This is a genomic window from Micromonospora sp. NBC_00860 (assembly GCF_045207375.1).
Classification (GTDB): Bacteria; Actinomycetota; Actinomycetes; order Mycobacteriales; family Micromonosporaceae; genus Micromonospora; species Micromonospora vinacea.
Map to the genome: position 1 here is coordinate 6,302,232 of NZ_CP108825.1, position 22,808 is coordinate 6,325,039.

Annotated in this window: 13 protein-coding genes and 2 rRNA genes; 10 read left to right on the forward strand and 5 right to left on the reverse strand. The window is 69.4% G+C overall.

The features are described 5' to 3' along the window. Positions 1-20: 20 nt before the first annotated feature. The 3 genes from OH804_RS29085 (at position 21) to OH804_RS29095 (ending at position 3,861) form a co-directional block, all read left to right on the forward strand. A 23S ribosomal RNA gene (locus OH804_RS29085) occupies positions 21-3,130 on the forward strand. Between the two features lie 85 nt (positions 3,131-3,215). After that, positions 3,216-3,332: ribosomal RNA gene (gene rrf / locus OH804_RS29090) — 5S ribosomal RNA — on the forward strand. Positions 3,333-3,594: 262 nt separating this feature from the next. Then, the gene (locus OH804_RS29095) at positions 3,595-3,861 is read left to right on the forward strand and encodes a hypothetical protein (RefSeq protein WP_406060763.1); all 267 of its coding nucleotides are present in this window, start codon (positions 3,595-3,597) and stop codon (positions 3,859-3,861) included. A 59-nt stretch (positions 3,862-3,920) separates the two neighbouring features. Here OH804_RS29095 and OH804_RS29100 read toward each other — a convergent pair whose 3' ends face one another. Further along, complete coding sequence (locus tag OH804_RS29100) at positions 3,921-5,741, reverse strand: VanW family protein (protein WP_406060765.1); 1,821 nt, start codon at positions 5,739-5,741, stop codon at positions 3,921-3,923. 181 nt (positions 5,742-5,922) lie between these two features. On the opposite strand from OH804_RS29100, the gene nudC reads away from it, so the two are divergent. Further along, positions 5,923-6,840 (forward strand): NAD(+) diphosphatase, encoded by a 918-nt coding sequence (gene nudC, locus OH804_RS29105; protein ID WP_406060767.1) that lies wholly within the window; start codon positions 5,923-5,925, stop codon positions 6,838-6,840. Here the strand turns inward: nudC and OH804_RS29110 are convergent. Continuing rightward, positions 6,837-8,078 carry a polysaccharide biosynthesis protein gene (locus tag OH804_RS29110; RefSeq protein ID WP_406060769.1) on the reverse strand — a complete coding sequence of 414 codons (1,242 nt, stop codon included), beginning with the start codon at positions 8,076-8,078 and terminating at the stop codon, positions 6,837-6,839. The genes nudC and OH804_RS29110 overlap by 4 nt on opposite strands. Continuing rightward, positions 8,075-12,457, reverse strand: coding sequence for an alpha-(1->3)-arabinofuranosyltransferase (locus OH804_RS29115; protein WP_406060771.1), 4,383 nt, complete (start codon positions 12,455-12,457; stop codon positions 8,075-8,077). Before OH804_RS29115 ends, OH804_RS29110 begins: the two co-directional genes overlap by 4 nt. Before the next feature lie 167 nt (positions 12,458-12,624). On the opposite strand from OH804_RS29115, the gene OH804_RS29120 reads away from it, so the two are divergent. The 3 genes from OH804_RS29120 to OH804_RS29130 are packed head-to-tail and all read left to right on the forward strand — an operon-like array spanning position 12,625 to position 16,478. Continuing rightward, the gene (locus tag OH804_RS29120; protein ID WP_406066715.1) at positions 12,625-14,502 is read left to right on the forward strand and encodes a hypothetical protein; all 1,878 of its coding nucleotides are present in this window, start codon (positions 12,625-12,627) and stop codon (positions 14,500-14,502) included. Further along, complete coding sequence (locus OH804_RS29125; RefSeq protein ID WP_406060773.1) at positions 14,503-16,248, forward strand: hypothetical protein; 1,746 nt, start codon at positions 14,503-14,505, stop codon at positions 16,246-16,248. Between the two features lie 35 nt (positions 16,249-16,283). After that, positions 16,284-16,478 (forward strand): hypothetical protein, encoded by a 195-nt coding sequence (locus OH804_RS29130; RefSeq protein ID WP_203122933.1) that lies wholly within the window; start codon positions 16,284-16,286, stop codon positions 16,476-16,478. On the opposite strand, the gene OH804_RS29135 is transcribed toward OH804_RS29130, so the two are convergent. Both OH804_RS29135 and OH804_RS29140 read right to left on the reverse strand, forming a co-directional pair. Continuing rightward, complete coding sequence (locus tag OH804_RS29135; RefSeq protein WP_196924691.1) at positions 16,463-17,641, reverse strand: glycosyltransferase family 4 protein; 1,179 nt, start codon at positions 17,639-17,641, stop codon at positions 16,463-16,465. The two genes, OH804_RS29130 and OH804_RS29135, sit on opposite strands and share 16 nt — an antisense overlap. 109 nt (positions 17,642-17,750) lie before the next feature. After that, positions 17,751-19,016 (reverse strand): acyltransferase family protein, encoded by a 1,266-nt coding sequence (locus tag OH804_RS29140; RefSeq protein ID WP_406060776.1) that lies wholly within the window; start codon positions 19,014-19,016, stop codon positions 17,751-17,753. Positions 19,017-19,127: 111 nt separating this feature from the next. On the opposite strand from OH804_RS29140, the gene OH804_RS29145 reads away from it, so the two are divergent. The 3 genes from OH804_RS29145 to OH804_RS29155 all read left to right on the forward strand — a co-directional run bounded on the left by OH804_RS29145 (position 19,128) and on the right by OH804_RS29155 (position 22,799). Continuing rightward, on the forward strand, positions 19,128-20,324 hold the full coding sequence (locus OH804_RS29145; protein WP_196920204.1) for a DUF3068 domain-containing protein: 1,197 nt from the start codon (positions 19,128-19,130) through the stop codon (positions 20,322-20,324). Positions 20,325-20,718: 394 nt separating this feature from the next. Next, positions 20,719-21,342, forward strand: a complete 624-nt coding sequence (locus OH804_RS29150) for a DUF6230 family protein (RefSeq protein WP_196920203.1) — start codon at positions 20,719-20,721, stop codon at positions 21,340-21,342. An 86-nt stretch (positions 21,343-21,428) separates the two neighbouring features. Beyond that, a complete protein-coding gene (locus OH804_RS29155) occupies positions 21,429-22,799 on the forward strand; it encodes a DUF6114 domain-containing protein (RefSeq protein WP_406060778.1) in 1,371 nt (456 codons plus the stop codon). Positions 22,800-22,808: the final 9 nt, after the last annotated feature.

Here is a 22,808-nt window from a genome sequence, read left to right on the forward strand (position 1 = left end):
GTGGACGCGAGCATCTTTGTGGTCAAGTTGTCAAGGGCGAACGGCGAATGCCTTGGCACCAGGAGCCGATGAAGGACGTGGGAGGCCGCGATAGGCCTGGGGGAGCTGTCAACCAAGCTGTGATCCCAGGGTGTCCGAATGGGGAAACCTGGCACCAGTCATGTGGTGTCACCCACACCTGAACACATAGGGTGTGTGGAGGGAACGCGGGGAAGTGAAACATCTCAGTACCCGTAGGAAGAGAAAACAATTTAGTGATTCCGTGAGTAGTGGCGAGCGAAAGCGGATCGAGGCTAAACCGGCTGCGTGTGATACCTGTCAGGGGTTGCGTGGTCGGGGTTGTGGGACCCCGCTGAGTGTACTGACATGCACTCGAGGAGTTACAAAGTCAGTGGCTAGTCGAACAGTCTGGAATGGCTGACCGTAGACGGTGAGAGTCCGGTAGGTGAAAGTTGCTGACCTTCTGTGGGTGTTCCCGAGTAGCGGCGGACCCCTGAAATCTGCCGTGAATCTGCCAGGACCACCTGGTAAGCCTAAATACTTCCTGGTGACCGATAGCGGACAAGTACCGTGAGGGAATGGTGAAAAGTACCCCGGGAGGGGAGTGAAATAGTACCTGAAACCGTTCGCCTACAATCCGTCGGAGCCTTGCGGGGTGACGGCGTGCCTTTTGAAGAATGAGCCTGCGAGTTAGTGGCATGTGGCGAGGTTAACCCGTGTGGGGGAGCCGTAGCGAAAGCGAGTCTGAATAGGGCGATTCAGTCGCGTGTCCTAGACCCGAAGCGGAGTGATCTAGCCATGGGCAGGCTGAAGCGCGGGTAAGACCGCGTGGAGGGCCGAACCCACCAATGTTGAAAAATTGGGGGATGACCTGTGGTTAGGGGTGAAAGGCCAATCAAACTCCGTGATAGCTGGTTCTCCCCGAAATGCATTTAGGTGCAGCGTCGCGTGTTTCTTGCCGGAGGTAGAGCACTGGATGGTCTAGGGGGCCCACAAGCTTACCGAAATCAGCCAAACTCCGAATGCCGGTAAGTGAGAGCGCGGCAGTGAGACTGCGGGGGATAAGCTTCGTAGTCGAGAGGGAAACAGCCCAGATCACCAGCTAAGGCCCCTAAGCGTGTGCTAAGTGGAAAAGGATGTGGGGTCGCATAGACAACCAGGAGGTTGGCTTAGAAGCAGCCACCCTTTAAAGAGTGCGTAATAGCTCACTGGTCAAGTGGTTCCGCGCCGACAATGTAGCGGGGCTCAAGCACACCGCCGAAGCTGTGGCATTCACATTTTATCCTCGCTTGGACTTGATTCCTTGTGCAGGTGTGTGGATGGGTAGGGGAGCGTCGTGCCGCGAGTGAAGCAGCGGGGTGACCCAGTTGTGGACGCGGCACGAGTGAGAATGCAGGCATGAGTAGCGAAAGAAGGGTGAGAAACCCTTCCGCCGGATGACCAAGGGTTCCAGGGCCAGGCTAATCCGCCCTGGGTGAGTCGGGACCTAAGGCGAGGCCGAGAGGCGTAGTCGATGGACAACGGGTTGATATTCCCGTACCCGCGAAAGAGCGTCCCTGATGAACCTCGTTGTGCTAACCATCCGAACTTGGTGAGGTCTTCGGACTGAGTTGAGGGAGCGTGGGAACCTGATGGGTAGTAGTCAAGCGATGGGGTGACGCAGGAAGGTAGCTGAGCCCGGCCGGTGGTTGTGCCGGGGTAAGCGTGTAGGCCGTGTTGTAGGCAAATCCGCAACACACTAGGGCTGAGACGTGATGCCGAGCCGATTCAGGTGAAGTCAGTGATCCTATGCTGCCGAGAAAAGCCTCTAGCGAGTTCTTAGCGGCCCGTACCCCAAACCGACACAGGTGGTCAGGTAGAGAATACCGAGGCGATCGGGCGAACTGTGGTTAAGGAACTCGGCAAATTGCCCCCGTAACTTAGGGAGAAGGGGGGCCGGAGACGTGAAGCCCCGCGCGGGTGGAGCGTTGTATGGCCGCAGAGAGCAGGGGGAAGCGACTGTTTACTAAAAACACAGGTCCATGCGAAGAAGTAATTCGATGTATATGGACTGACGCCTGCCCGGTGCTGGAACGTTAAGGGGACCTGTTAGCTCTTCGGGGCGAAGCGGAGAACTTAAGCGCCAGTAAACGGCGGTGGTAACTATAACCATCCTAAGGTAGCGAAATTCCTTGTCGGGTAAGTTCCGACCTGCACGAATGGCGTAACGACTTCCCCACTGTCTCAACCACAGGCCCGGCGAAATTGCAGTACGAGTAAAGATGCTCGTTACGCGCGGCAGGACGGAAAGACCCCGGGACCTTTACTATAGCTTGACATTGGTACTCGAATTAGCTTGTGTAGGATAGGTGGGAGCCGGTGAAGTCCATACGCCAGTATGGGTGGAGGCAATCTTGAAATACCACTCTGGTTGATTTGGGTATCTAACTTCGGACCGTTATCCGGTTCAGGGACAGTGTCTGGTGGGTAGTTTAACTGGGGCGGTTGCCTCCTAAAAGGTAACGGAGGCGCCCAAAGGTTCCCTCAGCCTGGTTGGCAATCAGGTGTTGAGTGCAAGTACACAAGGGAGCTTGACTGTGAGACTGACAGGTCGAGCAGGGACGAAAGTCGGGACTAGTGATCCGGCACTTGCGAGTGGAAGCGGTGTCGCTCAACGGATAAAAGGTACCCCGGGGATAACAGGCTGATCTTCCCCAAGAGTCCATATCGACGGGATGGTTTGGCACCTCGATGTCGGCTCGTCGCATCCTGGGGCTGTAGCAGGTCCCAAGGGTTGGGCTGTTCGCCCATTAAAGCGGTACGCGAGCTGGGTTTAGAACGTCGTGAGACAGTTCGGTCCCTATCCGCCGTGCGCGTAGGATACTTGAGAAGGGCTGTCCCTAGTACGAGAGGACCGGGACGGACGAACCTCTGGTGTGCCAGTTGTCCTGCCAAGGGCACGGCTGGTTAGCTACGTTCGGAAGGGATAACCGCTGAAAGCATCTAAGCGGGAAGCCTGCTTCAAGATGAGGTATCCCACCCACCTTGGTGGGGTAAGGCCCCCAGCTAGACGACTGGGTTGATAGGCCGGAAATGTAAGCCCGGTAACGGGTTCAGTTGACCGGTACTAATAGGCCGAGGACTTGACTACTAAGCTGCTACGCGTCCACTGTGCAACTCTGAACAAGCGAACACCCGTGTTTGTGTGCCGGGGTTGTTTGATATGTTCATAGAGTTACGGCGGTCATGGCGGAGGGGAAACGCCCGGTTACATTCCGAACCCGGAAGCTAAGCCCTCCAGCGCCGATGGTACTGCACTCGTGAGGGTGTGGGAGAGTAGGACGCCGCCGGACAATCTTTCAGAAAAGGCCACCCCATTGGGGTGGCCTTTTCTGCGTTCCCACCACCACGGGGGCCATTCATCGGTCTTGAGCCCGCCATGGTCACGCTCGAACCAGGATCTAGTGGCCTCACCGATGCGGGACACCACTACAACCAGGATGTTGCGCGATCATGGGGCACTGCGGTTCGCCCAACCGGGCCAGGCGGACGGTGTGGGCAGCAGCTGGTGCGGGGCGGCGGCCCGGACCTGGCGCCCGGGGCTAGGCTCGGGCTGTGGATGAGGCCCTGATCTTTCTGGTGTTCGCGGGCAGCGTGGCGGCAGTCCTGGGCACCCTCTGGTGGCTCGCCACCCGGGTCCGTCGTCGGGGCATCGGGGGCGAGGTCATGGGCCCGTTCGAGGAGATGTGGCACCCTGCGGCACACCGCTTCCGGGCCGAGATCCGGGTGCAGGAGACTCGCACGGTGCCGATGCCACCGCAGGGCGGCAAGCGCAACGGACACAACGGCAACGGCGGAGCGCTGACCCCAGACCTGGGCTGACCCCAGAGCAAGAGCAGGATCACCCAGGAGCCGGGGCCGACCACAGAACGATTCGGAACTCAGGACGTCTTCGGCCCGCAGACGTAGCGGGGTTCCGCGTCGTAGCGCCAGGTGAACTTCTCCCGCTTGACCACCGCGCCGCCCTTCTTGATGACCCGGAAGGCGTCCTGGGTGAAGCCGTTGATGCCGTTGGTCTCGATGCACGACGGGCCGGGAGCCAGGTGGATCTGCTTCGGCGTCGTGATGTTGCGTCGCGGCCCGTACTCCGTCTTCACGCTGTCGTAGATCTTCGTGCTCCAGATCGACACGGTGATCGTGCTGGACGTGTACGACGTGTCGATGAGCACGCCGTAGTCGGTGTTGTTGCGGAACTTGAAGTCCAGACTCGGCCAGAAGATGGTCGACTCGATGACCGCCGGGTACCTGTCGAACCAGTACGAGTGCGGCTTGTGCTCGACGTCCTCCAGACCGGCGTAATAGGTCGCGTTGAACAGCGTGGTGGTGAACTGCGAGGTGCCGCCGCCGACGCCCGGCACCAGTTTGCCGTCGAGGATGACCGGCGCGTCCCGGTAGCCCTGGGCGTAGCCGCGCTCGCCGGTGTGCCCGTTGAGCGAGAACGTCTTCCCCGGCAGCACGACAGTGCCGTCCACCTTCCTCGCGATGGTGGCGATGTTCTGGCTGCGCGACGAGGCCATGCCGCCGGTGAACCGGGTCGTGAAGGTCGACACCCGCTCCTTGATGCCCAGGCCGGCGAGCTTCTCCCCGGTCAGCTGCGGCGGGGTCGGCTTCAACTCGCCTGTCACCTCGCGGCCGTCCGCCTTCGGTAGCACGGCCAGCAGGTCTCGACTGAGGGCCGCCGTGTCCAGCTGCTGCCCGGCCCGCCCCTCCTTGGCGGTGGGCCGGCCACCGGAAATCGTCATCGTGGCGTCCTTCGGCGGAACCTCGATGGCGGTCAGCTTGTCGCCGAGCGCCGTTCGCAGCCGCTTGACGTCCACCGACGGGGTGAGCTTGCCGGCCTTGTCGGCGCCGAACCGGAGGCTCTTCGCGATGGCGGCGGGTGGGATCGTCAACTGGCCCTTGTTGGTGCGCAGGGTGACCGGTGCGGCGACCGCCGGCTTCGCCAGCTCGCTGACCATCCGGTCCAACTCCTCCGCGGTGGTCGCCGGGTGGGTCTCCACCAGGGGCACGGTGACCGGGGCGCCGGCCAACCAGCCGGCACGGACCACCTCGGCGGAGCGCTGCGGGTTCAGAGCCAGCCCGGGCTTGGGCTGTACGACCTTCGGCGTGGTGCCCTTGTAGGTGATCGCCGGCATCGTCATGCCCTGGGCCTGGTCGCCGAGCACCTTGCGGAGCGCGTCGTCCAACCGGCCCTCGTCGACGGTCACCACTGGCTCGACGGTGCGGGAGCCGACCAACCGGCTGACCGGGTGCGCGTCCGCCTCAGCCGCTGCCGCGACGGTCGCCGGCACGTCGACGGCCAGCCTCACGTCGGCCGGGTTGATCTCGGCGGTACGCCCGTCGACGGTGACCTTCAGCGGCGTGGCGAGCGTTGCCGCACGTCGGTCCAGCTCCGCCCGCAACTCCCGGTCGGCGTCCGCGCGGCTCCGGCCGCCCAGCTCGGTGCCGAGCACGCTGGTGCCACGGGGGACGTCACCGGCGTACGCCCAGGCACCGGCGCCCGCCACGGCGGCGAGGACGCCACCAGTGATGCCGGCCGCGAGCAGTATCCGCACCCGACGCGGGCGGCGCGGGCCGCCGCTCAGCTCGCCGGGAGCGGCTGTGGTGACCGGCTCAGATCCGTCGTCCGGCCAGGTGACCGCGGTGACCTGCACGGTGGGCCGGTCGTCGGCGGGTGGACTGTTTTCGCCGTACAGCGTCACTGCAACCTCGATCGCCAGGGTGCCGCGGGAGGTCCTCCCTCCCGGAGGCACCTACGGTAACGAATGCCCGGCCGTCCTCGTCGGCTGCGCCCACCAGGCGCAGCTACCGCGTGTCGTTCGGCGTGTCGCACGGTGCGGGGGCGGTGCCGACGGCCGACCACCGACGTGGCACGGTGACCGGGTGGACACTGCGGAGCGGGTGTTGGCGTACGGGGGCGGATCGCTGGACCGGGCGGGACCGTTGCGCACCGATCCGACACGGTTGGACGCCCTGCTCACCGAGTCGACCACGGTGCTGCTGCCGATGTGGCGGGACCGTTGTCTCGTCGACGGGCACGGGCCGGTTCGACTCAGCGCGGAGCGCGCGGCGCTGGTCCGGTCCGCCGCCGGCGAGACCGTCTTCCTGGGGCTCGACGGGAAGGTAGCCGTGTTCGCCGCGGACCTCTCCGCGCTCCCCGAGCGGTCCGCCGTCGAGATGGCCGGTGCGGTGCGGTCCGTCGACGTGCGGGCACTGGTCGGGCGGCTCGAACCCGGCGACGCGGCCGTCCAGGCGTACGCCAGGGGTTTGTTGCACTGGCACCGGCAGCAGCGATTCTGCGGGACGTGCGGCGCGCCGGCAGTGGCGGACGGCGGCGGGCACCTGCGGACCTGCACCGGGGCGGAGTGCGGACGTCTGCTGTTTCCGCGGATCGAGCCGGCCATCATCGTGTTGGTCGAGGCACCCGGTCGGTCGGGGCGCTGTCTGCTGGCCCGGCACGCGGGTGCGGCCGAGGACGCGTACTCGACGCTGGCCGGCTTCGTCGAGATCGGCGAGAGCCTGGAGGACGCGGTCCGTCGGGAGATGGCCGAGGAGGCGGGCGTGACTGTCACCGACGTGACCTACCAGGGATCGCAGGCGTGGCCGTTCCCCGCCGGCCTGATGGTGGGCTTCCGGGCCACCGCCACCTCTGACGAGGTACGTGTCGACGGCGAGGAGTTGCTGGAGGCGCGCTGGTTCACCCGGGCGGAGCTGCGGGACCGGGTGGCCTCGGGTCGTCCGCTCGGTCGGGTGGACTCGATCGACCACCGCCTCCTGACGGAATGGCTCGCGGAGGGCTAGTCGGGCTCAGCCGCCGGTGCCCGAGCGGGGTGACGGGCCGCCACCGCCATCATCGCGGTGGTGACCATCGCCGTGCCCAGGGCCGCGAGAAGAAGACCACTGACGGTGTGGGGTCGGAGGATCGCGGTGCCGGCCACCAGGCCGACCACGCCCACCCACAGCGGTGCCGCCGCCCACCGTGCGCCGGCCGCGAGACGGTCGTTGAGCAGTACGAACGTGACCGCGTAGAGCGCACCGACCGCCGCGAAGAGGGGCGCGTACCGGCCGAGGTGGTCGTAGTCGGGCCCACCGGCGAGGCGGAAGGCGAGCCCTCCGGCGAGCGTCGAGGCGAGGACCAGCACCACGCCACACCCGCCCGTCACCGCGAGCGCGACCGTTCGGCTGCGCCGGTCGCCGCGGGCCAGCCTCGGTAGGGCGAGGACGGCGGCGACCTGCGGCGCCCAGAGCGCGCCCTTGCTGAGGACGGTGCCGACCGAGTACGCCCCGGAATCCGACGGGGACAGCAGTTGCCGGGCCAGCAGCAGGTCGGCGTAGGACACGACGAGCATCGCCAGCGTCGCACCGCAGCCGGCAACGACCCGAGCGGCGCTCAGCCGTGGTGCGGTGGACGACCGTCCGGGCTCGCGGGCGAGTCGGGCCAGCACCGCCGGGGCGAGTGCGGCGGTCAACGCGCCGACCGCCAGCGCGCCGGTCGGTCCCGCGCCGAGCAGCAACCCGGCGATCACACCGCCGTAGCGGCCGGCGGCGAGCACTGTCATCCCGACGGCGAGTCGCACGAAACGCTGGCCGCCCTGCAACTCGCCGAGGGACCGGGAGGAGAGAACGATCGCCGCAGTGGTGACCGCCAGCAGCGCGGGCATCTCCACCGGAAGATGCAGGGCGGCGACCAGCAGCGGCGTCGCCGCGACGAGGGTCACGGCGCACACGGCGGCGGTGACAGCTGTGAGCCGGCGGGTGTCGGAGGGTCCGTGCCGGGCGTGGTGCACCGCCACTGCCAGTTGCAGACCGAGCCCGGGCACACCGACGATGGCCACCAGACCGAGGGCCGCGGCGAGCGCGCTGAGGTCGGCCGGGTCGAGGCGCCGGGCCGCCAGCACCGGCACCAGGTAGGCCAGGCCGTTGACGAGAACCCCGGCCAGGGTCACGCTGACCCCGGCCGCGCCGAGGCCCGTACTCCATCCGCGTGTCAGCTCCGTCTGCGCCGTCCCCTCCCGACGGACGGTTCGTCGGCGGCTCACGTGATCTCGGAGAAGGTCGGGCGTTGCCCGTCGGCTGGCCCCGCCGCCTGGCCCGGCGTCGGCGCCTCGTCAGTGTCCGGCGGGGTCCGCTCGGCCGTCTCCGTGGTCGGTCCCGCCACCACGACCACCGGAACGGCTGGGGTCCCGGGGGTTGGCGTGGCGCGGCGTACGGGCCGTCGTCGGGCGGCGGTGGAGAGCCAGAGGGCGCCCAGGGCAACGACGATCGTGAGCTGCACGAGCGCGTCAGTGTTCCGTCGTGTCGAGTCGAGGTACAGCCACCCGGCGAGCAGGACCAGCGCGCCCGGGAGCCAGGTCTCGACCGCCCGACTGATCGTCCTGGCCCGACGTGGGTCGGCTGGCCAGGGCAGGCGGCGCGGGCCGGGCACCGCCAGCATGAACCCCGCCGCGACCAGTAGACCGCCGATGAGGCCGCTTGACAGCACCAGCGCGGCGGCCCCGACAGCCAGCAGCGGCAGCGAACGGGTGACGCGGCGTCGGCCGCGCGGCACGACGGTCGCCGGGGTGCGCCCGGTGGGCTGTCGGGCGGGCAGCACCGCGAGCAGGACCACCACCGCGAGCAGGATGCCGCCGAGGAGAAGCCCCGCCCGGTACGGGGTGTCCGGGGCGAAACGCAACAGCACCTCTCCGGAGGCGCCGGCGGGAAGGATCCAGCCCTGCTGCCATCCGTCCACCACAAGTGGTTTCAGCGTCCGCCCGCCGAGGGTCGCCTGCCAGCCGGTGTTGGTGTTCTCCCGCACGGCGAGAACCCGGTCGACGGGGTGACTGGCCACCCGTACCCGTCGTTCGGTGGCCGCCCACGTTTCGATCTCGGTGGTACTGGCGGTCGCCGCGGTCGCCGAGGCCGGAGTGGATGTCCGGGGCACCAGGGCGACCCGGGTGGGCGAGGCCAGCTGGCTCGGGGTGGCGACGAGACGGTGCTCTCCGCTGCCCAGGTCGAGCTGCCGGGGCGTTTTCCGGCCGCACAGCGTCACCGGCATCTCGCGCATCTCGAGCAGGTCGCGGAGCGTGCCGCGCAGCGAGGTGGTCACCCGGGCCGCGCCGACCTGCAGCGTCGGACCCGATCCGCAGGCCAACGACACTGGTGTGTCGAGGCTCGGCCCGACGGTGGGCGCTCCGGGTAGCACTGTCACCTCACCGACCGCGATGGGCAGCTTCTCCGGCAACCGCAGCTTGTACGGGTCGGTGCTGGTGGCGGACGGCTTGTCGAGGAACTGGATGGTGATCTCGTCGGTCCGCATCGGCGGGTCCAGGCGGAGCAGCCCGTCGTCGCCCAGCAGGCTGCTGCGGAAGCCGTCGTCGCCAACGACGCGGACGCTGCCGAGGCGGGTCGCGGCGATCTTGTCGTCGACCGAGAAGCGGAGCCCGGTGATGGTCTGCGGCTTGAGCCACTTGAGTCGCAGAATCGGTGCCTCGTCGTCGATCGCCGGCGACCAGCTGGTGGCCGGGTTTCCGTCGAGCGCCGCGCCGGCCCGGCCGGTCGGGTCGGGCACGGCCGTCGAGGAGGCGCTGATCTGCGCCGCGAGGCGCAGCGGCTGCGCGTCGGTCACCAGCTTGTCGAGGGCGTCGTCCAGGGCAGGGCCGGGCGTCGGCCGTGCCCACAGCTTGGTGTCGTACGCGGCGGCCGCCGGCAGGGTCAGCGTCCGGTCGATTGTTGACGCGTCCTCGGAGCCACGGATGGCATCGGTGGAGCAGCGGGGGTGCCCGTCGACGGAGAAGCAGGCCGGCGTGGTGGGTGCCGCCGACACGACGACGGTCGCCGGCCGGTCGGTCACCGGTGCGGCGGGAAGGACCAGGGTGCGGCTGGTCTGGATGCCCGGAATCTTGATCTCGGCGATGCCGACCGAGCCGTTTCCGAACGGGCGGAGGTCATACGCGCCGTCGACCGAGACCCGGACCTCGCGGGTGGCGTGGACGCTGGGCAACTCGAACACCATGTGATCGCTGAACTGTTCGAGTGTGCTGCTCTCGTACCCGGCGCTGACCGTCACCGTCGTGGGCAGGGCGTCGGCCTTCAGGTCGAACCACACCTCGACCCGGGTGACAGTCGTCGGGTTGGAGAGGCCCACCTCGATCCACTGTTGGTCGCTGGGCGAGTACGGCGCGGACTGCCAGGAGGTCGCCGGGTTGCCGTCCATCGCCGCGTACGGCTGGTGCTCGGGGCGGGCGCCGCCGGGGGCGTCCACCTGCGAGCGGGAGGTGGAGGTGCGAACCGTTGTGATGCCCTCGAAACGGGCGACTGTGGAGTGCTGTGCCCCCCACTCGGGCAGGTAGTCATGGGCGGGGGCGGTGACCTCGAAGGTGTCGTCCGCGGTCAGCGTCTGGGAGGTGTTGTCGCGCAGTCCGCCGAACGACACGTCGCGCCTGCGCAGACCATCGGTCATCGCCACCGGCCCGGTGACCTCGGCGGTCGACGCGTCGCCGGCCAGGACGGTGGGCGCCGAGCCGAGTTGCCCCGCCGCGGCGAGGTCGAGGAGGGATTCGGGACCGCCCACCACAGTGGTCACGTCGGCCCTGTCGTAGGCGACCACAGGCTCGACGGGCCGGTCGACCCGGTAGACCTCGAGCGCCCGAACGGGCACGTCGAGCCCATGGTCACGGAACTCGTCGGGGGACGAGGGGCCGCCGCGCAGCGGGCCGAAGGCCGTGACGAGGGTCAACCCGGGTGAACGCTCCAGCGCCTGGCGGACCACAGCGGGGCGGGCCGTGTCGGAGCGGCCGTGGTCGAGGTCGGCGCGGAACAGGACGTGGCTGATCCCGGATCGGGCCAGCAGGTCCGCCAGGCCGGTCGACCCGGAGCCGGTGGCGAGCGTCGACTCGATCACGTCCAGCAGCCGGATCGTTGTCGGTGGGGTGAAGGGGATGGCGTTGCGTACCGCCCACCGGCTGTTGAGCAGCGGCTGGGTGATCTCGTCGGTGGTGTTGCCCCAGTCGTACGACGGGAAGCGCGCCCCGGGCACGACGAGCACCCGCCCGCGCCCGGTGTTCGCGTCGAGCCAGTCGGTGGCTTCGTGCCAGTAGCCGGGCACCTCCTTGACGCTGCCCGGGGTGGCGAGACCGCCCGCGAGGGCGGGCGTGGCGACCGCCGTGACGGCGACGATGGCGGCGCCGGCGGTCAGCCAGGCGCGGGCGACGGTTCGCGGACGGTGCCGCGCGGGTGCGGTGCGCGCCGCCCGGACGGCCAGCCCGATGAGGTGCGCCATGCCCAGGCACAGGGGTAGGCGGAGCAGGACGTCGAACTTGTGCACGTTGCGCAGGGGTGCGCCGACACCGTCGAGGAACTCCCGCTGTGGTCCGGCGAGGAGGTTCGGCAGGTCGCCGACGTGCCCGAGACCGACGAGCGCGACGCCGAGCACCAGACCGGTGATGAGGAACCGGCGGTGCGGCATCCCGCGTCGGGACAGCCCGAGCACACCGAGGGCGGCGACCGCCAGGGTGGCGGCGACAAGCACCGCATCGTTGGCGAGTCGCACCCCGGACGGGATGGTCGGTCCGAACGGGGAGGCCAGGTAGGCGACCCAGTAGGAGGCGCCACGCAGCGTGGTCGCCGCGTCGGTGACGCTCGTGGTGTTCCGGGCGGTCTCGATGTAGTCCAGGAAGGGCGGGCTGTACCGACCGAGGACCAGCAACGGGACCAACCACCACGCGGTGGCCAGAGCCACCGCGCCACACCAGGCGGCGATGGCGGTGACCCGGCGGCGTACGGGCTGGATGGTGGCGAGCCAGAGCACTGCCAGTGGCACCACCGCGAACACGGCGGTGGCGTTGACCCCGCCGGCGCAGGCGACGGCGAGGGCTGACGCGGCGACGGCGCGTCGCAGTCGCGTGCCGGCGGCGAGACCGACGAGCGGAATGAGCACCCAGGGGGCGACGGCGCTGGGCCAGGCCTCCACCGAGGACCAGCCCAGCTGGGTGAGGATGCGCGGTGACAGCGCGAAGGCGACGCCGGCGATCATGCGCCCGGCGGGCGTTCCGATGTTGAGCCGGCCCGCCAGGCGCACCGCGCCCAGGTAGGCGACACAGAAGAGCAGTGCCCACCACAGCCGCTGCACCACCCACGGCGCGAGGCCGGCCTCCGACCCCAGCAGGAAGAACGGGCCCATCGGCCAGAGATAGCCGTACGCCTGGTTCTGTAGTTGGCCGAACGTGCCGGTGGGGTCCCACAGGTGCAGCGAGCGGAGCAGCCACCCGGCCGGGTTGACGTTCAGGTCGACCTTGGTGTCGGGGACCACCTGTCCCGGGGCCTGCTGGAAGGCGAGGGCGGTGAGCGCGATGCAGATGACCAGGTGCCGGAACCGCCGGGCCGTGTGCCGGCTCCGGCTGGACCCCGGAGCGGCACCACTGGCCACCTCTGCACGCATTTCGGCTCCTGTCTTCACCGGCCGGACGCGCACCTGCAGCCGACGACTGTCGCGCGACGTTATCCGGACCGGGCACGGACGGGCGACCAGGGGCGCTGCGGTGGCGTTATCGGGAGAACGGCCGTCCCCACGGCGTGTAAGCGTGTGGCAGGCTGCCGACCATGTCAATGCCAGAAGCTGAGGCCGAGACGCATCCGGAACGCGTCGCGTCCGATGGCGACGGGCCCGGGCCGATCGGCCGATGGCTGCGCGCCGACCCCGTTCGCGCCGTGGCGATCGCCCTCATCGCCGTGTCCGTAGCCTGGCGTGCCGGCCTCGCCACCCGTGGCTGGTTCTCGCAGGACGAGTTCGTCATCGCCGCGCAGGTTCTCGACACCGGGCTGGACGCGGACTACCTGCTGCGTACGTTCAACAACCACCTCATGCCCGGCGGCCTGTTGGTGGCGTGGGCGATGGTGCGGGCGGCCGGCTTCGCCACCTGGCCGTGGGTGTTGCTGCTGGCCGTTGGTCAGGCGGCGACCGGGATCGCCCTCTATCGGCTGCTGCGCGATCTGCTCCGGCCCGGTTGGGGCCTGCTCATTCCGCTGTGCCTGTTCGTGTTCAGCCCGCTGACGCTCGAGGTCTCGTCGCTGTGGTTGGTCGGGCTGCTCGTGCTGCCGATGCAGTTGGCCCTGGTCATGGCGGTGGCGGCCCAGGTCCGGTACGTGCGGACCGGTCGCCTGCGGCACCTCGTGGCGGTCGCGCTCTGGCTGGTGTTCGGCCTGCTCTTCGACACCAAGTCCCTGCTGATCGTGCCGCTGCTGTTCCTGCTGACCGTCTTCCTCTTCACCTCCGCTGGAGTGTGGCGCAGTCTCGCGACGGCGATCCGCCGGCACTGGCCGGCCTGGCTGATGCTCAGCGCGCTGTCGGGGGGATACCTGGCGTTCTACCTGTCTCGTCCCTCCGGTGAGCTGAGGGATCCGACCTCGGTCGGTCCGGTCCTCAACTTCCTCGGTGACCTGGTCGGCGAGACCATGGTGCCGGGTCTGCTCGGAGGACCGTGGCGCTGGACCTACGCCGGTGACGGTCCCCCGCTCGTCGACCCGTACGACATCGCCAAATGGTTGTCCTGGGCGGTGCTGGCGACGCTGGTAGTGGTCACCGTCCGGCGGCGTCCGTCGGCCGGGCGGGCCTGGCTGCTGCTCGCCTCCTACCTGGGGCTGGTCGCCGCGCTCTTCGCCGTCACCCGGCTGGGCGGACCGCTCGGCCCACTGGTCGGCGTCGTCCCCCGGTACGTCGCCGACGTGGTGCTGGTCGCCGCGATCTGCGTCGGTGCGGCAGTGCTGGGGATCAAGGACACCGACGAGGACGAGGTGTCGGCGTGGCCGGTGCCGACGGTCCTGCGGGAGCCGGGCGCCTTCGCGGTCGGCCTGGTCTCGATGATCGTCGTCCTGGCGACCATCGGCGTGGGCACCCTGTGGAGCACTGCCCGTTTCGGGGACAACTGGAGCACCAAGTACGGGCGGGACTATCTCGCGACGACTCAGACGGAGCTCGCCACCGCGCCGCCGGGGACCGTCTTCTTCGACACCGCCGTCCCGGACCGGGTCGTCGCCGGGTACTTCTGGCCGGACAATCTCCAGTCGCACTTCTTCCGCCCAGCCGAGCGTCGCCCCACCTTCGTGACGGAGGCCGCGCGACCGTCGACGTTCGACGATCTCGGCCGGATCCGCCCGGTCGTGGTCCAGGGGCGGAAGATCGTGCCCGGCCCTGTGGACGGCTGCGGGCACCTGGCGGAGGGCGGTCGACCCACGCGGATCCCGCTGGACGGGTACCTGGTGGAGTGGCCGTACGTTGTGCACTTCGGCTACCTCAGCTCGGGTGACTCGACAGCGCTCTTCCGGCTCGGGGACGCCACCCGCGAGATCACCCTGCGGCGCGGGCTGAACGACCTCTTCTTCCTGTTGGAGGGTGCGGGGGACGCCGTCGAGGTCACCGTGCGGACGCCCGGGGTCGGGGTATGCACCGAACTGATCACCGTCGGCCGGGCGGTGCCGGCGTCGTGAATGGTTGACCCGACCGACGGCGTGGAGGCCGCACCGGTTCGGCGGGGGCGGGACACGCTCCCGCTGTACGCGGTCGCGGCGGCGGTCACGGTGCTGGTTCTGGCCCCCCTGGCCGCGCCCGGCTACGCGTTGCTGTACGACATGGTGTTCGTACCCCGGCAGCCGTTGACCTGGGATCTCGTCGCCCCGGCGCAGAGCCTGCCCCGGGCGGTGCCGATGGACGCGGTGGTCTCGCTGGTCACCCAGCTCGTGCCGGGCTGGGTGGTGCAGCGGCTGGCGCTCGCCGGGGCGGTCTTCCTCGCGGCGGTCGGCGCCGGCCGGTTGGTGCCGACCGACCGGCGTGTGGTCCGGCTGTTCGCCGCTGTGGCGTACGCGTGGACGCCGTACCTCGCCGAGCGCTTGCTGATCGGGCAGTGGGGGCTGCTGCTCGCGTACGCCGCGTTGCCGTGGCTGGTGCGGGCGGCGCTGGACCTGCGGGCGGGGCGCACCGGCGCGCTCGCCCGGGTGGTGCTCGCCGCCGCTCCCGCCGCCATCACGCCGACCGGTGGGTTGATCGCGCTGGGCACGGTGCTGGTGCTGACGTCGGACCGGATGCGCGCGCCCCGGTCGCTGCTGGTGTCGCAGCGGATGCATCCGCTGCGGTCCCGGCAGGCGTTGGCCGCGGTCGGGGTGCTCAACGCCCCCTGGGTGGTCGCGGCCCTGGTCACCGGTGCCGGGGGTTCCTCGGACCCGGCGGGGGTGGCGGCGTTCGCGGCGCGGTCGGAGAACTGGGCCGGCCCGCTGGTGGCGTTGGCCGGCACCGGCGGCATCTGGAGCGCGCAGGCCACCCCCGCGAGCCGCGCCACGCCACTGGTGCCGGTGGCGACAGTGGTGCTGCTGATCCTGGCCGGTGTCGGTGCGGGGCTGCTGCGGCGGCGGCTGCCCCCGGGTGGGGCGCCGCGGCTGGCCGTGCTCGCCGGGGCCGGTTGTCTGCTCGCCGCGCTCGGGGTGCTCCCCGGTGGGGATGCCGCGCTGCGCTGGGCGGTGGTGCACCTGCCGGGCGCGGGGTTGCTGCGAGATGGCCAGAAGTTCCTGGCCCCGTACGCCCTGCTGCTGGTGGTGTGTGCGGCGTTGGGGGCCGAGCGGCTGGTGGCCCGGGTCGACCGGGAGGTGGCCGGGGTGATCCTGGTCGGGCTGCTGTTCCTGCCGGTGGCGGTCCTGCCGGACCTCGCCTTCGGCGGTGCCGGTCGGCTGCGTCCGGTGAGCTATCCGGCGGAGTGGCAGCGGGTGGCCGAGTACATCGACGAGGAGCCGGGGGAGATCCTCGCGTTGCCGCTGAGCGCCTACCGCGCGTACCCGTGGAACCCCGGCCGGGTGGTCCTGGACCCGGCGCCCCGCTACCTGCCGGGGACGGTCCTGACCGACGACACGCTCCGGGTCGGCGACGTCGCCGTGGCCGGCGAGAATCCGCGCGTCCGCGAGATGCGCCGGGCGTTGGCCGAGGGTCGGCCGGTCTGGACCACCGGTGTGCGCTGGGTCCTGGTGCAGCACGAGGTCTCCGGGGAGGTGGACTCTCAGGTGCTCGGTGGCCTGGTGCGCGTCCACGACGGACCGTCAGTGACGCTGTACCGCAATCCGGCGACGGTGCGCGAAGCGAGCCCGTCCGGGCCGGCCCGACTGGCCGTGGTGGCGGCGCTCAGCGCTGCCCTTCTGGTGGTCATCGCTGCCGCCGTTTCGGCACTACACCGGCGAGCTACCGCGTGGTAACGTCCGCTCGCACGTCTCGCCATTGGAGGATTGGCATGCGTAGAGCTCTGACCCTGGTCGTGTCTGGCCTGGTGGCGGCGTTGCTGGGGATCCTGGCTCTCGGCGGGATCTCGGCCGCCGCGACCGCCACCGACGAGGAGGCCGCACAGGAGGCCAAGCTCGTCTCGGAGGCGGCCAAGCGGGCCGGAAAGAAAGACCCGTACGCCCCCGCGGTTTACGGCGACAGGTAGGACGGCTCGCCCCGCTGCTGCACTGGGCGGGGCGACTCCACACCCTTGAGGATCGCCTCGAAGCGCCCACCCGCGGCCTGCCACGTGAAGCTGGCCGCGTGCTCCCGGGCCTGGGCGCCCATCTCCCGCCGCAGCTCATCCCGGTGCAGGAGCGTGCGCACCTTCGTCAGGTAGTCGTCGATGTCGTCGGCCAGCAGGCCCGTACGCCCGTCGACGACCGCTTCGGCGACTCCGCCCGCTCCCCGGAACGCAACAGTCGGGGTGCCCGCCGAACCCGCCTCCACGATGGTGAGCCCCCAGCCCTCCTTGAGCGACGGGGTCAGGGCCACCCAGGCCGAGGCGAGCAGAGCGGCCTTCTCCTCCTCGGTCACGAAGCCCCGGAAGTCCACCCGCTCGGTGATGTCCAGTTCCGCGGCGAGTTCACGCAGGTGCGACTCCCACCAGCCCTGACCGGCGACGACCAGACGTAGTTGCGGCAGCTCGTCGGAGAGGGCAGCGACGGCCCGCAGCGCCACCTCCACCCGCTTGTGCGGCACCAGCCGGTTCAGCGTCACGAGCAGCGGGAACGTCGCCCGCTCGACGTCGGTGTGCGGCAGCGTCGGGGTGCCGTTGTGCACCACTGAGACCTGCTCCGGCGGCACGCCGAGCTGGGCCAACTCTCGGCGGGTGGCCTCGGAGACGGTGACGTACCGGCACCGCTGGTAGAGGCGTACGGCGAGCGACGACTCGATCCACCAGCCGAACCGGGCCGCCCACTGGGGAAGCACCACCGGCCACTGCTCGCGGTGCACATGGTGGATCAGCTTGACCACCGGGCGTCGGGCCCACAGCGGGGCGAGGAACGGCAACCCGTTGCAGACGTCGACCAGGACATCGGGCCGGCCGCCCCGGCGGGCCGCCAGCGGGCCGATACCCAGCGCACCCGCGACGTAACAGAGCGCTGCCCACAGGTAGACGGTGTGTCGGCCGCCGCGCCGCACCACCCGTACGCCAGCCTCGTTGACCTCGTCGGCGGGGGCCTGACCGTGGGCGGCGCAGAAGAGGGTGGCGCGGAAACCGCGCGCCACCAACTCGGCGGCGATCCGCTCGACGTACACCTCTGAACCGCCACCTTCGGGGTTGCGGGTGTCTCGCCAGTTGAGGAACAACACGTGTCCGGGCATGCCGAAGCGACGCTCCACGCGAACCCTACTCTCAAGTAATTTAGCGACCCGCGTCACATTAGGGGCTGGTGTGCCGGCCGGCAATGCCCCGATGGGCCAGCGCTGGGCGCTACCCGCCGACCGTGGGCACCGGCGTGCCAGCCGCGACGGTCGGCGGCGTGGTGGCCGGTGCGGCCACGTCGGTGGCGGAGGTCCCGGATGCCTGCCCACGTCCAGTCGATCGGCGGCGACCCTGCGACCCGAGCAGTTGCAGGGGTCGCTCGACGCCGTAGTAGCTGACCGCGGCGTACACCAGACCGAAGGCCATGGTGAGGGCGAAGGTGTTGAGCAGCCCGCCGGTGAAGAGCGGTCGGTCGTCGACCAGGTAGATGAGTTCGATGACCATGGGGTGCCACAGGAACAACCCGTACGAGACCGCGCCGAGCCATCGAGCGGACGAGCTGCCGAAGACCTCCTTGGCCCGGCTCGGCCCGCCGAAGGCCACCGGGATCAGGATCAGCGCCGCGATCACGAGGTACAGGGCGAGCTTGACGCCGAACTCGGCGGCCGTCGGCTCGGCGAGGTCGCGGGGGCCGGCGATGGGCGTCGTCGCGATCGCCATCAGGCCGACAGCGGCGGCCCAGCAGGTGACCGGCGCCGAGGCCAGGTCGTCCAGGATCCGGAAGGACGCGGGCGCGGTCCCGGTGCGCAGGGCGACGTGCGCCGCCGCCAGTGCCATGCCGGCACCGAACCAGGCGGCGTACGAGGGGAACCACATGGTGTGCAGGGCCCTGTCGAGCTGGCCGAGCCCCATCAGGGTGAGCCACCCGGCGGTCAGCAGCGCACTCCCGCTGACGATCACGATGGTCCGGACAGGACGCCAGGACCGGCCGACGGCGAGCGCGGCGATCAGCGGCAGGAGCAGGTAGAACACGACCTCGGTGGCGAGACTCCAGGTCTGGCTGAGCCCGGCGCGCAACTGCCCCGGTTGATAGATCTGGGTGAAGGTGAGGTGGCGGATCCAGTCGGCCACGGACGCCTGCCCGTTCTGCGGCAGGACGATCAGGCAGACCGCGATCGCCAACCAGTAGGCGGGCAGGATGCGCAGGGCTCGCCGCCACAGGTAGCGCTTGGCGCGGGGTCGGGCCCGGCCGGTCGCCGCGTTCAGCGCCCACGGCCGGAACAGCAGAAACCCGGACAGTACGAAGAAGATGGCGACGCCGACGTCCAGCCGAGCCAGCCAGCCGCCCCAGGTGGTGTTCATGGTGGCGGCGGTCTGGAACCCGACGTGGTGACCGACGACCGCCACCGCGCCGATTGCTCGCAGCGCGTCGAGGGCGGGGAGTCGGCCGGTTACCGAAGGCTCCGAAACTGTTGGCGCGGCGGCTGTGGACATCTAGACATCCAGGGGGTCGCTTTGAAGGTGACCGGGGAGTAACCTCCCGCCATGTTAAGGATCGGGTGCCCCGGACAACAGGTCGTAGGGCGGCAGGTTACAGGAGGATGAGTGAAGCTTCGCGTGGGCGCCGCGCTCTTCGGGCTTGGCGTCTTATTGCTGGTCTTCGCGGCCGGGCTGCCGTTTTATGTGGCCCCCGCCGTGACCAAGCTCCCCTACGATCTTGAGCCAACGACGTCCGTCGCCGAGGCGAAGAACGCCAGGTTCCTGAAGATCACGGCAACCGGGAGCTCGGTGAGCATCGAGGTTCCGCAAGGCGATCTGGTGTCCAATGTCGAGGTCATTCCACAGCCCGACGACACCAAGGATCGGCTGCCCAAGGACCTCAAGGGCGACGCGGTGATCTGGGACGTCTACCAGACGGTCCGGCGCGTCGACAACCAGGACGTGGTCAGCCAGTACAGCACCGAACTCGCTCTCTACCGGATCTCCGGCGCGGCCGCCTCGTGGAAGGAGCAGTGGCTCAACGAGACCGGGGCGGACGGGACGCCGGTCGGCAACGTGAAGTACTCCGGCCAGATCTACAAGTTCCCGTTCGGCACCGACAAGCGCGACTACCAGGTCTTCGACCGTGACCTGAAGCGGGCCGTCCCGGCCAAGTTCGTCGGCACCGAGAAGATCAAGGGCATCGAGGCGTACCGCTTCGAGCAGCGGATCGAGAACGAGGTGCTGGCCACCCCGGAGAGCAGCATCCAGACGCTGGTCGGCAAGTTCGCGCCCGGCGCCACCAGCGGCCAGATCGTCTACAGCAACATCCGGACGCTCTGGGTCGACCCGGTCACCGGCTCCTACGTGAACGTGCGGGAGCAGCAGCACAAGGAGTTGCGCCCCAACACCGGCACCCCCACGGTGCTGTTGGACGCGGACTTCAACTACACCGACGACACGGTGAGCCGCAGTGTCGAGACGGTCAAGGACAACCGCTTCAAGATCGGCCTGATCAGTTTCTGGGGTCCGATCGTCGCCGGTGTCCTCGGTCTGCTCGCTGTCGTCTTCGGGGTGTGGCTGGTGACCCGACCCGAGGGCGGGTCTGCCCGGCACCGCGCCGAGCCGGCGGTCGCCGACCCGACGCCCACCCGGGTGGACCAGGAGCCGGTCCGCGACACGGATACCGTCGAGCAGCCCAGGCCGCAGCCGGTCGGCGGGCCACTGACCGACGAGATCCCGCCGGCTTCGACGAACTGGAAGTCGGAGGACCCGACGGTGCCGACCCAGCGTCCGGCTCCGGGCGAGGTGGAGCAGCGCTGACGCGCGTACGACCGGATGTGTGATCGAGGGGCGGGCCGCGATGCGGTCCGCCCCTCGATCATGTGGCAACCTGCGCCACCTGCGTGCTTTACATTTGTTACTTGATTGTAATTAGTCAATGTAGCGTCACTCTGTGCTGCTTATCCGCCGCGATCTGCCCGCCTTGTGGTCATTTCGGACGGTCATGACGGTGAATGCGTTGACGATCCGTGATGCCGCGCTTTCGTCTGGTCGCTCGACTGTTATCGCCCGGTAATCAGGGGGTTGTGACCTGCGCCGCGACGGGTGCACCATCAAGCCCGATGGTTACCAGCCGGTAACAGATCACGGGCTCCCAGTGCGGGCCGCCCGTAACGGACCGGCCACTCGCGCGCACCGACCCGAGGAGGAACCCGTGCAGGATCGGTTGGACAGTCAGGGTCGTACCCGATGGTGGCGTTTCGCCGCCATGATGGTGCCCGCCACGGCGGCTGCCGGCGCCATCCTCTTCGGAATGTCGACCGGCGCTATCGCCTCCGACATCACCGTCTCCGGGCAGACGTTCAAGATCGGCGCCGACCGCCTGGAGGGCGACGGCTTCAAGCAGTACGGCGGCATCGTCCGCGAGAAGGGCAAGGACGGCAAGTCCGGCCAGGTCCACCCGATCGCGCTCTCCGAGATCAGCAGCGCCGAGCTCTACAGCCTCTGCCAGTCCGTCCGCGCCGACCTGCCGGGCCTGCCGGTGGTCCTCACCATCAACGCCGGCGAAGGCAAGGAACCCGCCCGCGCCAAGGACCTGCTGATCGCGATGGACTCGTTGAACGGCAATGCGACCTTCACCAACATCAAGATCGGTCGGGACGCCACCGACCTGAACCCGAGCGCGCAGTCCGGCTCGTTCGGCCAGAACTCCGACCACGTCACCATCACCAACCTGCAACAGGTGTCCCGCTACACCACGGCGGCCACGTTCAACCTGGTCGGCCTCCGGCTCAAGGTCAACGTGGGTGACGACGCCAAGGGCAAGGAGTGCTTCTGAACTGAGCCACGGCCCGCGGTGGTCAGCGCCGCGGGCCGGGCCCATGCCCCCGCTCGGTTTCGTCCCCGCTCGGCCAGGAGGAGTACGTGACAACCGCGAACCCGTCCCACGCCCGGCCCGCTGGTCCGGCTCAGGCGTGGCGGCTCTTCCGCCGCTGGCAGCGCAGCCGGCCGTTCTGGGGCGGACTGCTCATCGCCCTGGCCGGGCTGGAAATGTTCGCCTCCACCCGGATGACCCTCAACGGTCTCAGCTTCCACAGTGGCGCGACCGGCCTGCTCTCGCTGCTGATTCCGATCATCCTCGTGACCTGTGGCCTGCTGCTCTGGTTCACCCCGGCGCAGCGGCTGTTCTACTCGGTCGTCGCGGCGGTCACCGCTGTCTACTCGCTGATCGGGCTCAACCTCGGCGGCTTCTTCGTCGGTCTGCTGCTCGGCATCGTCGGCAGCGCGCTCGCCTTCGCCTGGACGCCGATCCACCCCACCCCACCCAGCCCACGACAGGCCGAGATCGAGCAGGCCGATACCGGGCAGGCCGAGACTGCCGGGGCGTCCGACGAGGGTGCGCCGCCCGGGTGGCCGGGACGTTCCGCCGACCCGCGAGCCTTCGCCATCGCTCTCGTGGTCCTCGGGCTGGCGGCCGTCGGCCTGGCCAGCCAGCCCCGAGCGGTGCAGGCCGCACCGAGCCGATCGACTTCGACCGGCTGTCCCACCCCGCCCCGGGCCGTCACCCCGTCGCCCAGCCGCAGCGCGGCCACGCCGACGCCCACCCCGAGCCCGGCGCGGGGCGGCAACGTGATCACCGACATCCTGGACGGAATCGGCGATCTGCTCGGCGTCGGCGGCCAGGAGGACCCCGCGCCCGCGGTGTCCCCCACGGCCACCCCGACAGCCCGGCCGACCAGCACGGCGACGCCCCGCCCCGGCCCCGGCGACTGCCCGTCCCAGCCACCGGGCAAGCCCGGCACGCCGGCACCCGGCAAGCCGGGAACGGTGCAGCCGGGCAAGCTCCTGCCGCGGATCGCCGCCGATCCGGCCCTGCCGACGGTGGCCCGGACGCCGTCGAAGCTCACCGGATCGTCGGTGCGGATGACCGGGCTGCGGTTCGACGGGGTCACGGACCTGCACACCGTGGCGGGCGACCTCAAGGTGCTGAAGTTCAGCATGCGGGAGGCGGTGACCAGCGACTTCCTGCTGCGGGCCGACGGCCCCGCAGGGCGCAACCAGCGATACGCGACCAACCAGCTGACCGTCCGGGGAGACGTGGCCTTCTACGCGACCCGGTTCGTCGGCCGGCTGCTCGGCATCAAGATCACGCTGACTCCGGACCTGCCGCTACCGGACGGCCTTCCGGTCACCTCGCCTATCCCGATCACGTTCACCGACCCCGCCATCGACCTGGCGTACGTCACCAGCGACACGCTGACCGCCCGCCCGGGACTGGCACTCACCCTCGGTTGAGCGCGCAAC

Bases quoted from the DNA above. Each gene is read 5' to 3' on its own strand.
- OH804_RS29115 (WP_406060771.1), bottom strand. From the start codon at position 12,457: ATGCGTGCAGAGGTGGCCAGTGGTGCCGCTCCGGGGTCCAGCCGGAGC.
- OH804_RS29120 (WP_406066715.1), top strand. From the start codon at position 12,625: ATGCCAGAAGCTGAGGCCGAGACGCATCCGGAACGCGTCGCGTCCGAT.
- OH804_RS29125 (WP_406060773.1), top strand. From the start codon at position 14,503: ATGGTTGACCCGACCGACGGCGTGGAGGCCGCACCGGTTCGGCGGGGG.
- OH804_RS29130 (WP_203122933.1), top strand. From the start codon at position 16,284: ATGCGTAGAGCTCTGACCCTGGTCGTGTCTGGCCTGGTGGCGGCGTTG.
- OH804_RS29135 (WP_196924691.1), bottom strand. From the start codon at position 17,641: ATGCCCGGACACGTGTTGTTCCTCAACTGGCGAGACACCCGCAACCCC.
- OH804_RS29140 (WP_406060776.1), bottom strand. From the start codon at position 19,016: ATGTCCACAGCCGCCGCGCCAACAGTTTCGGAGCCTTCGGTAACCGGC.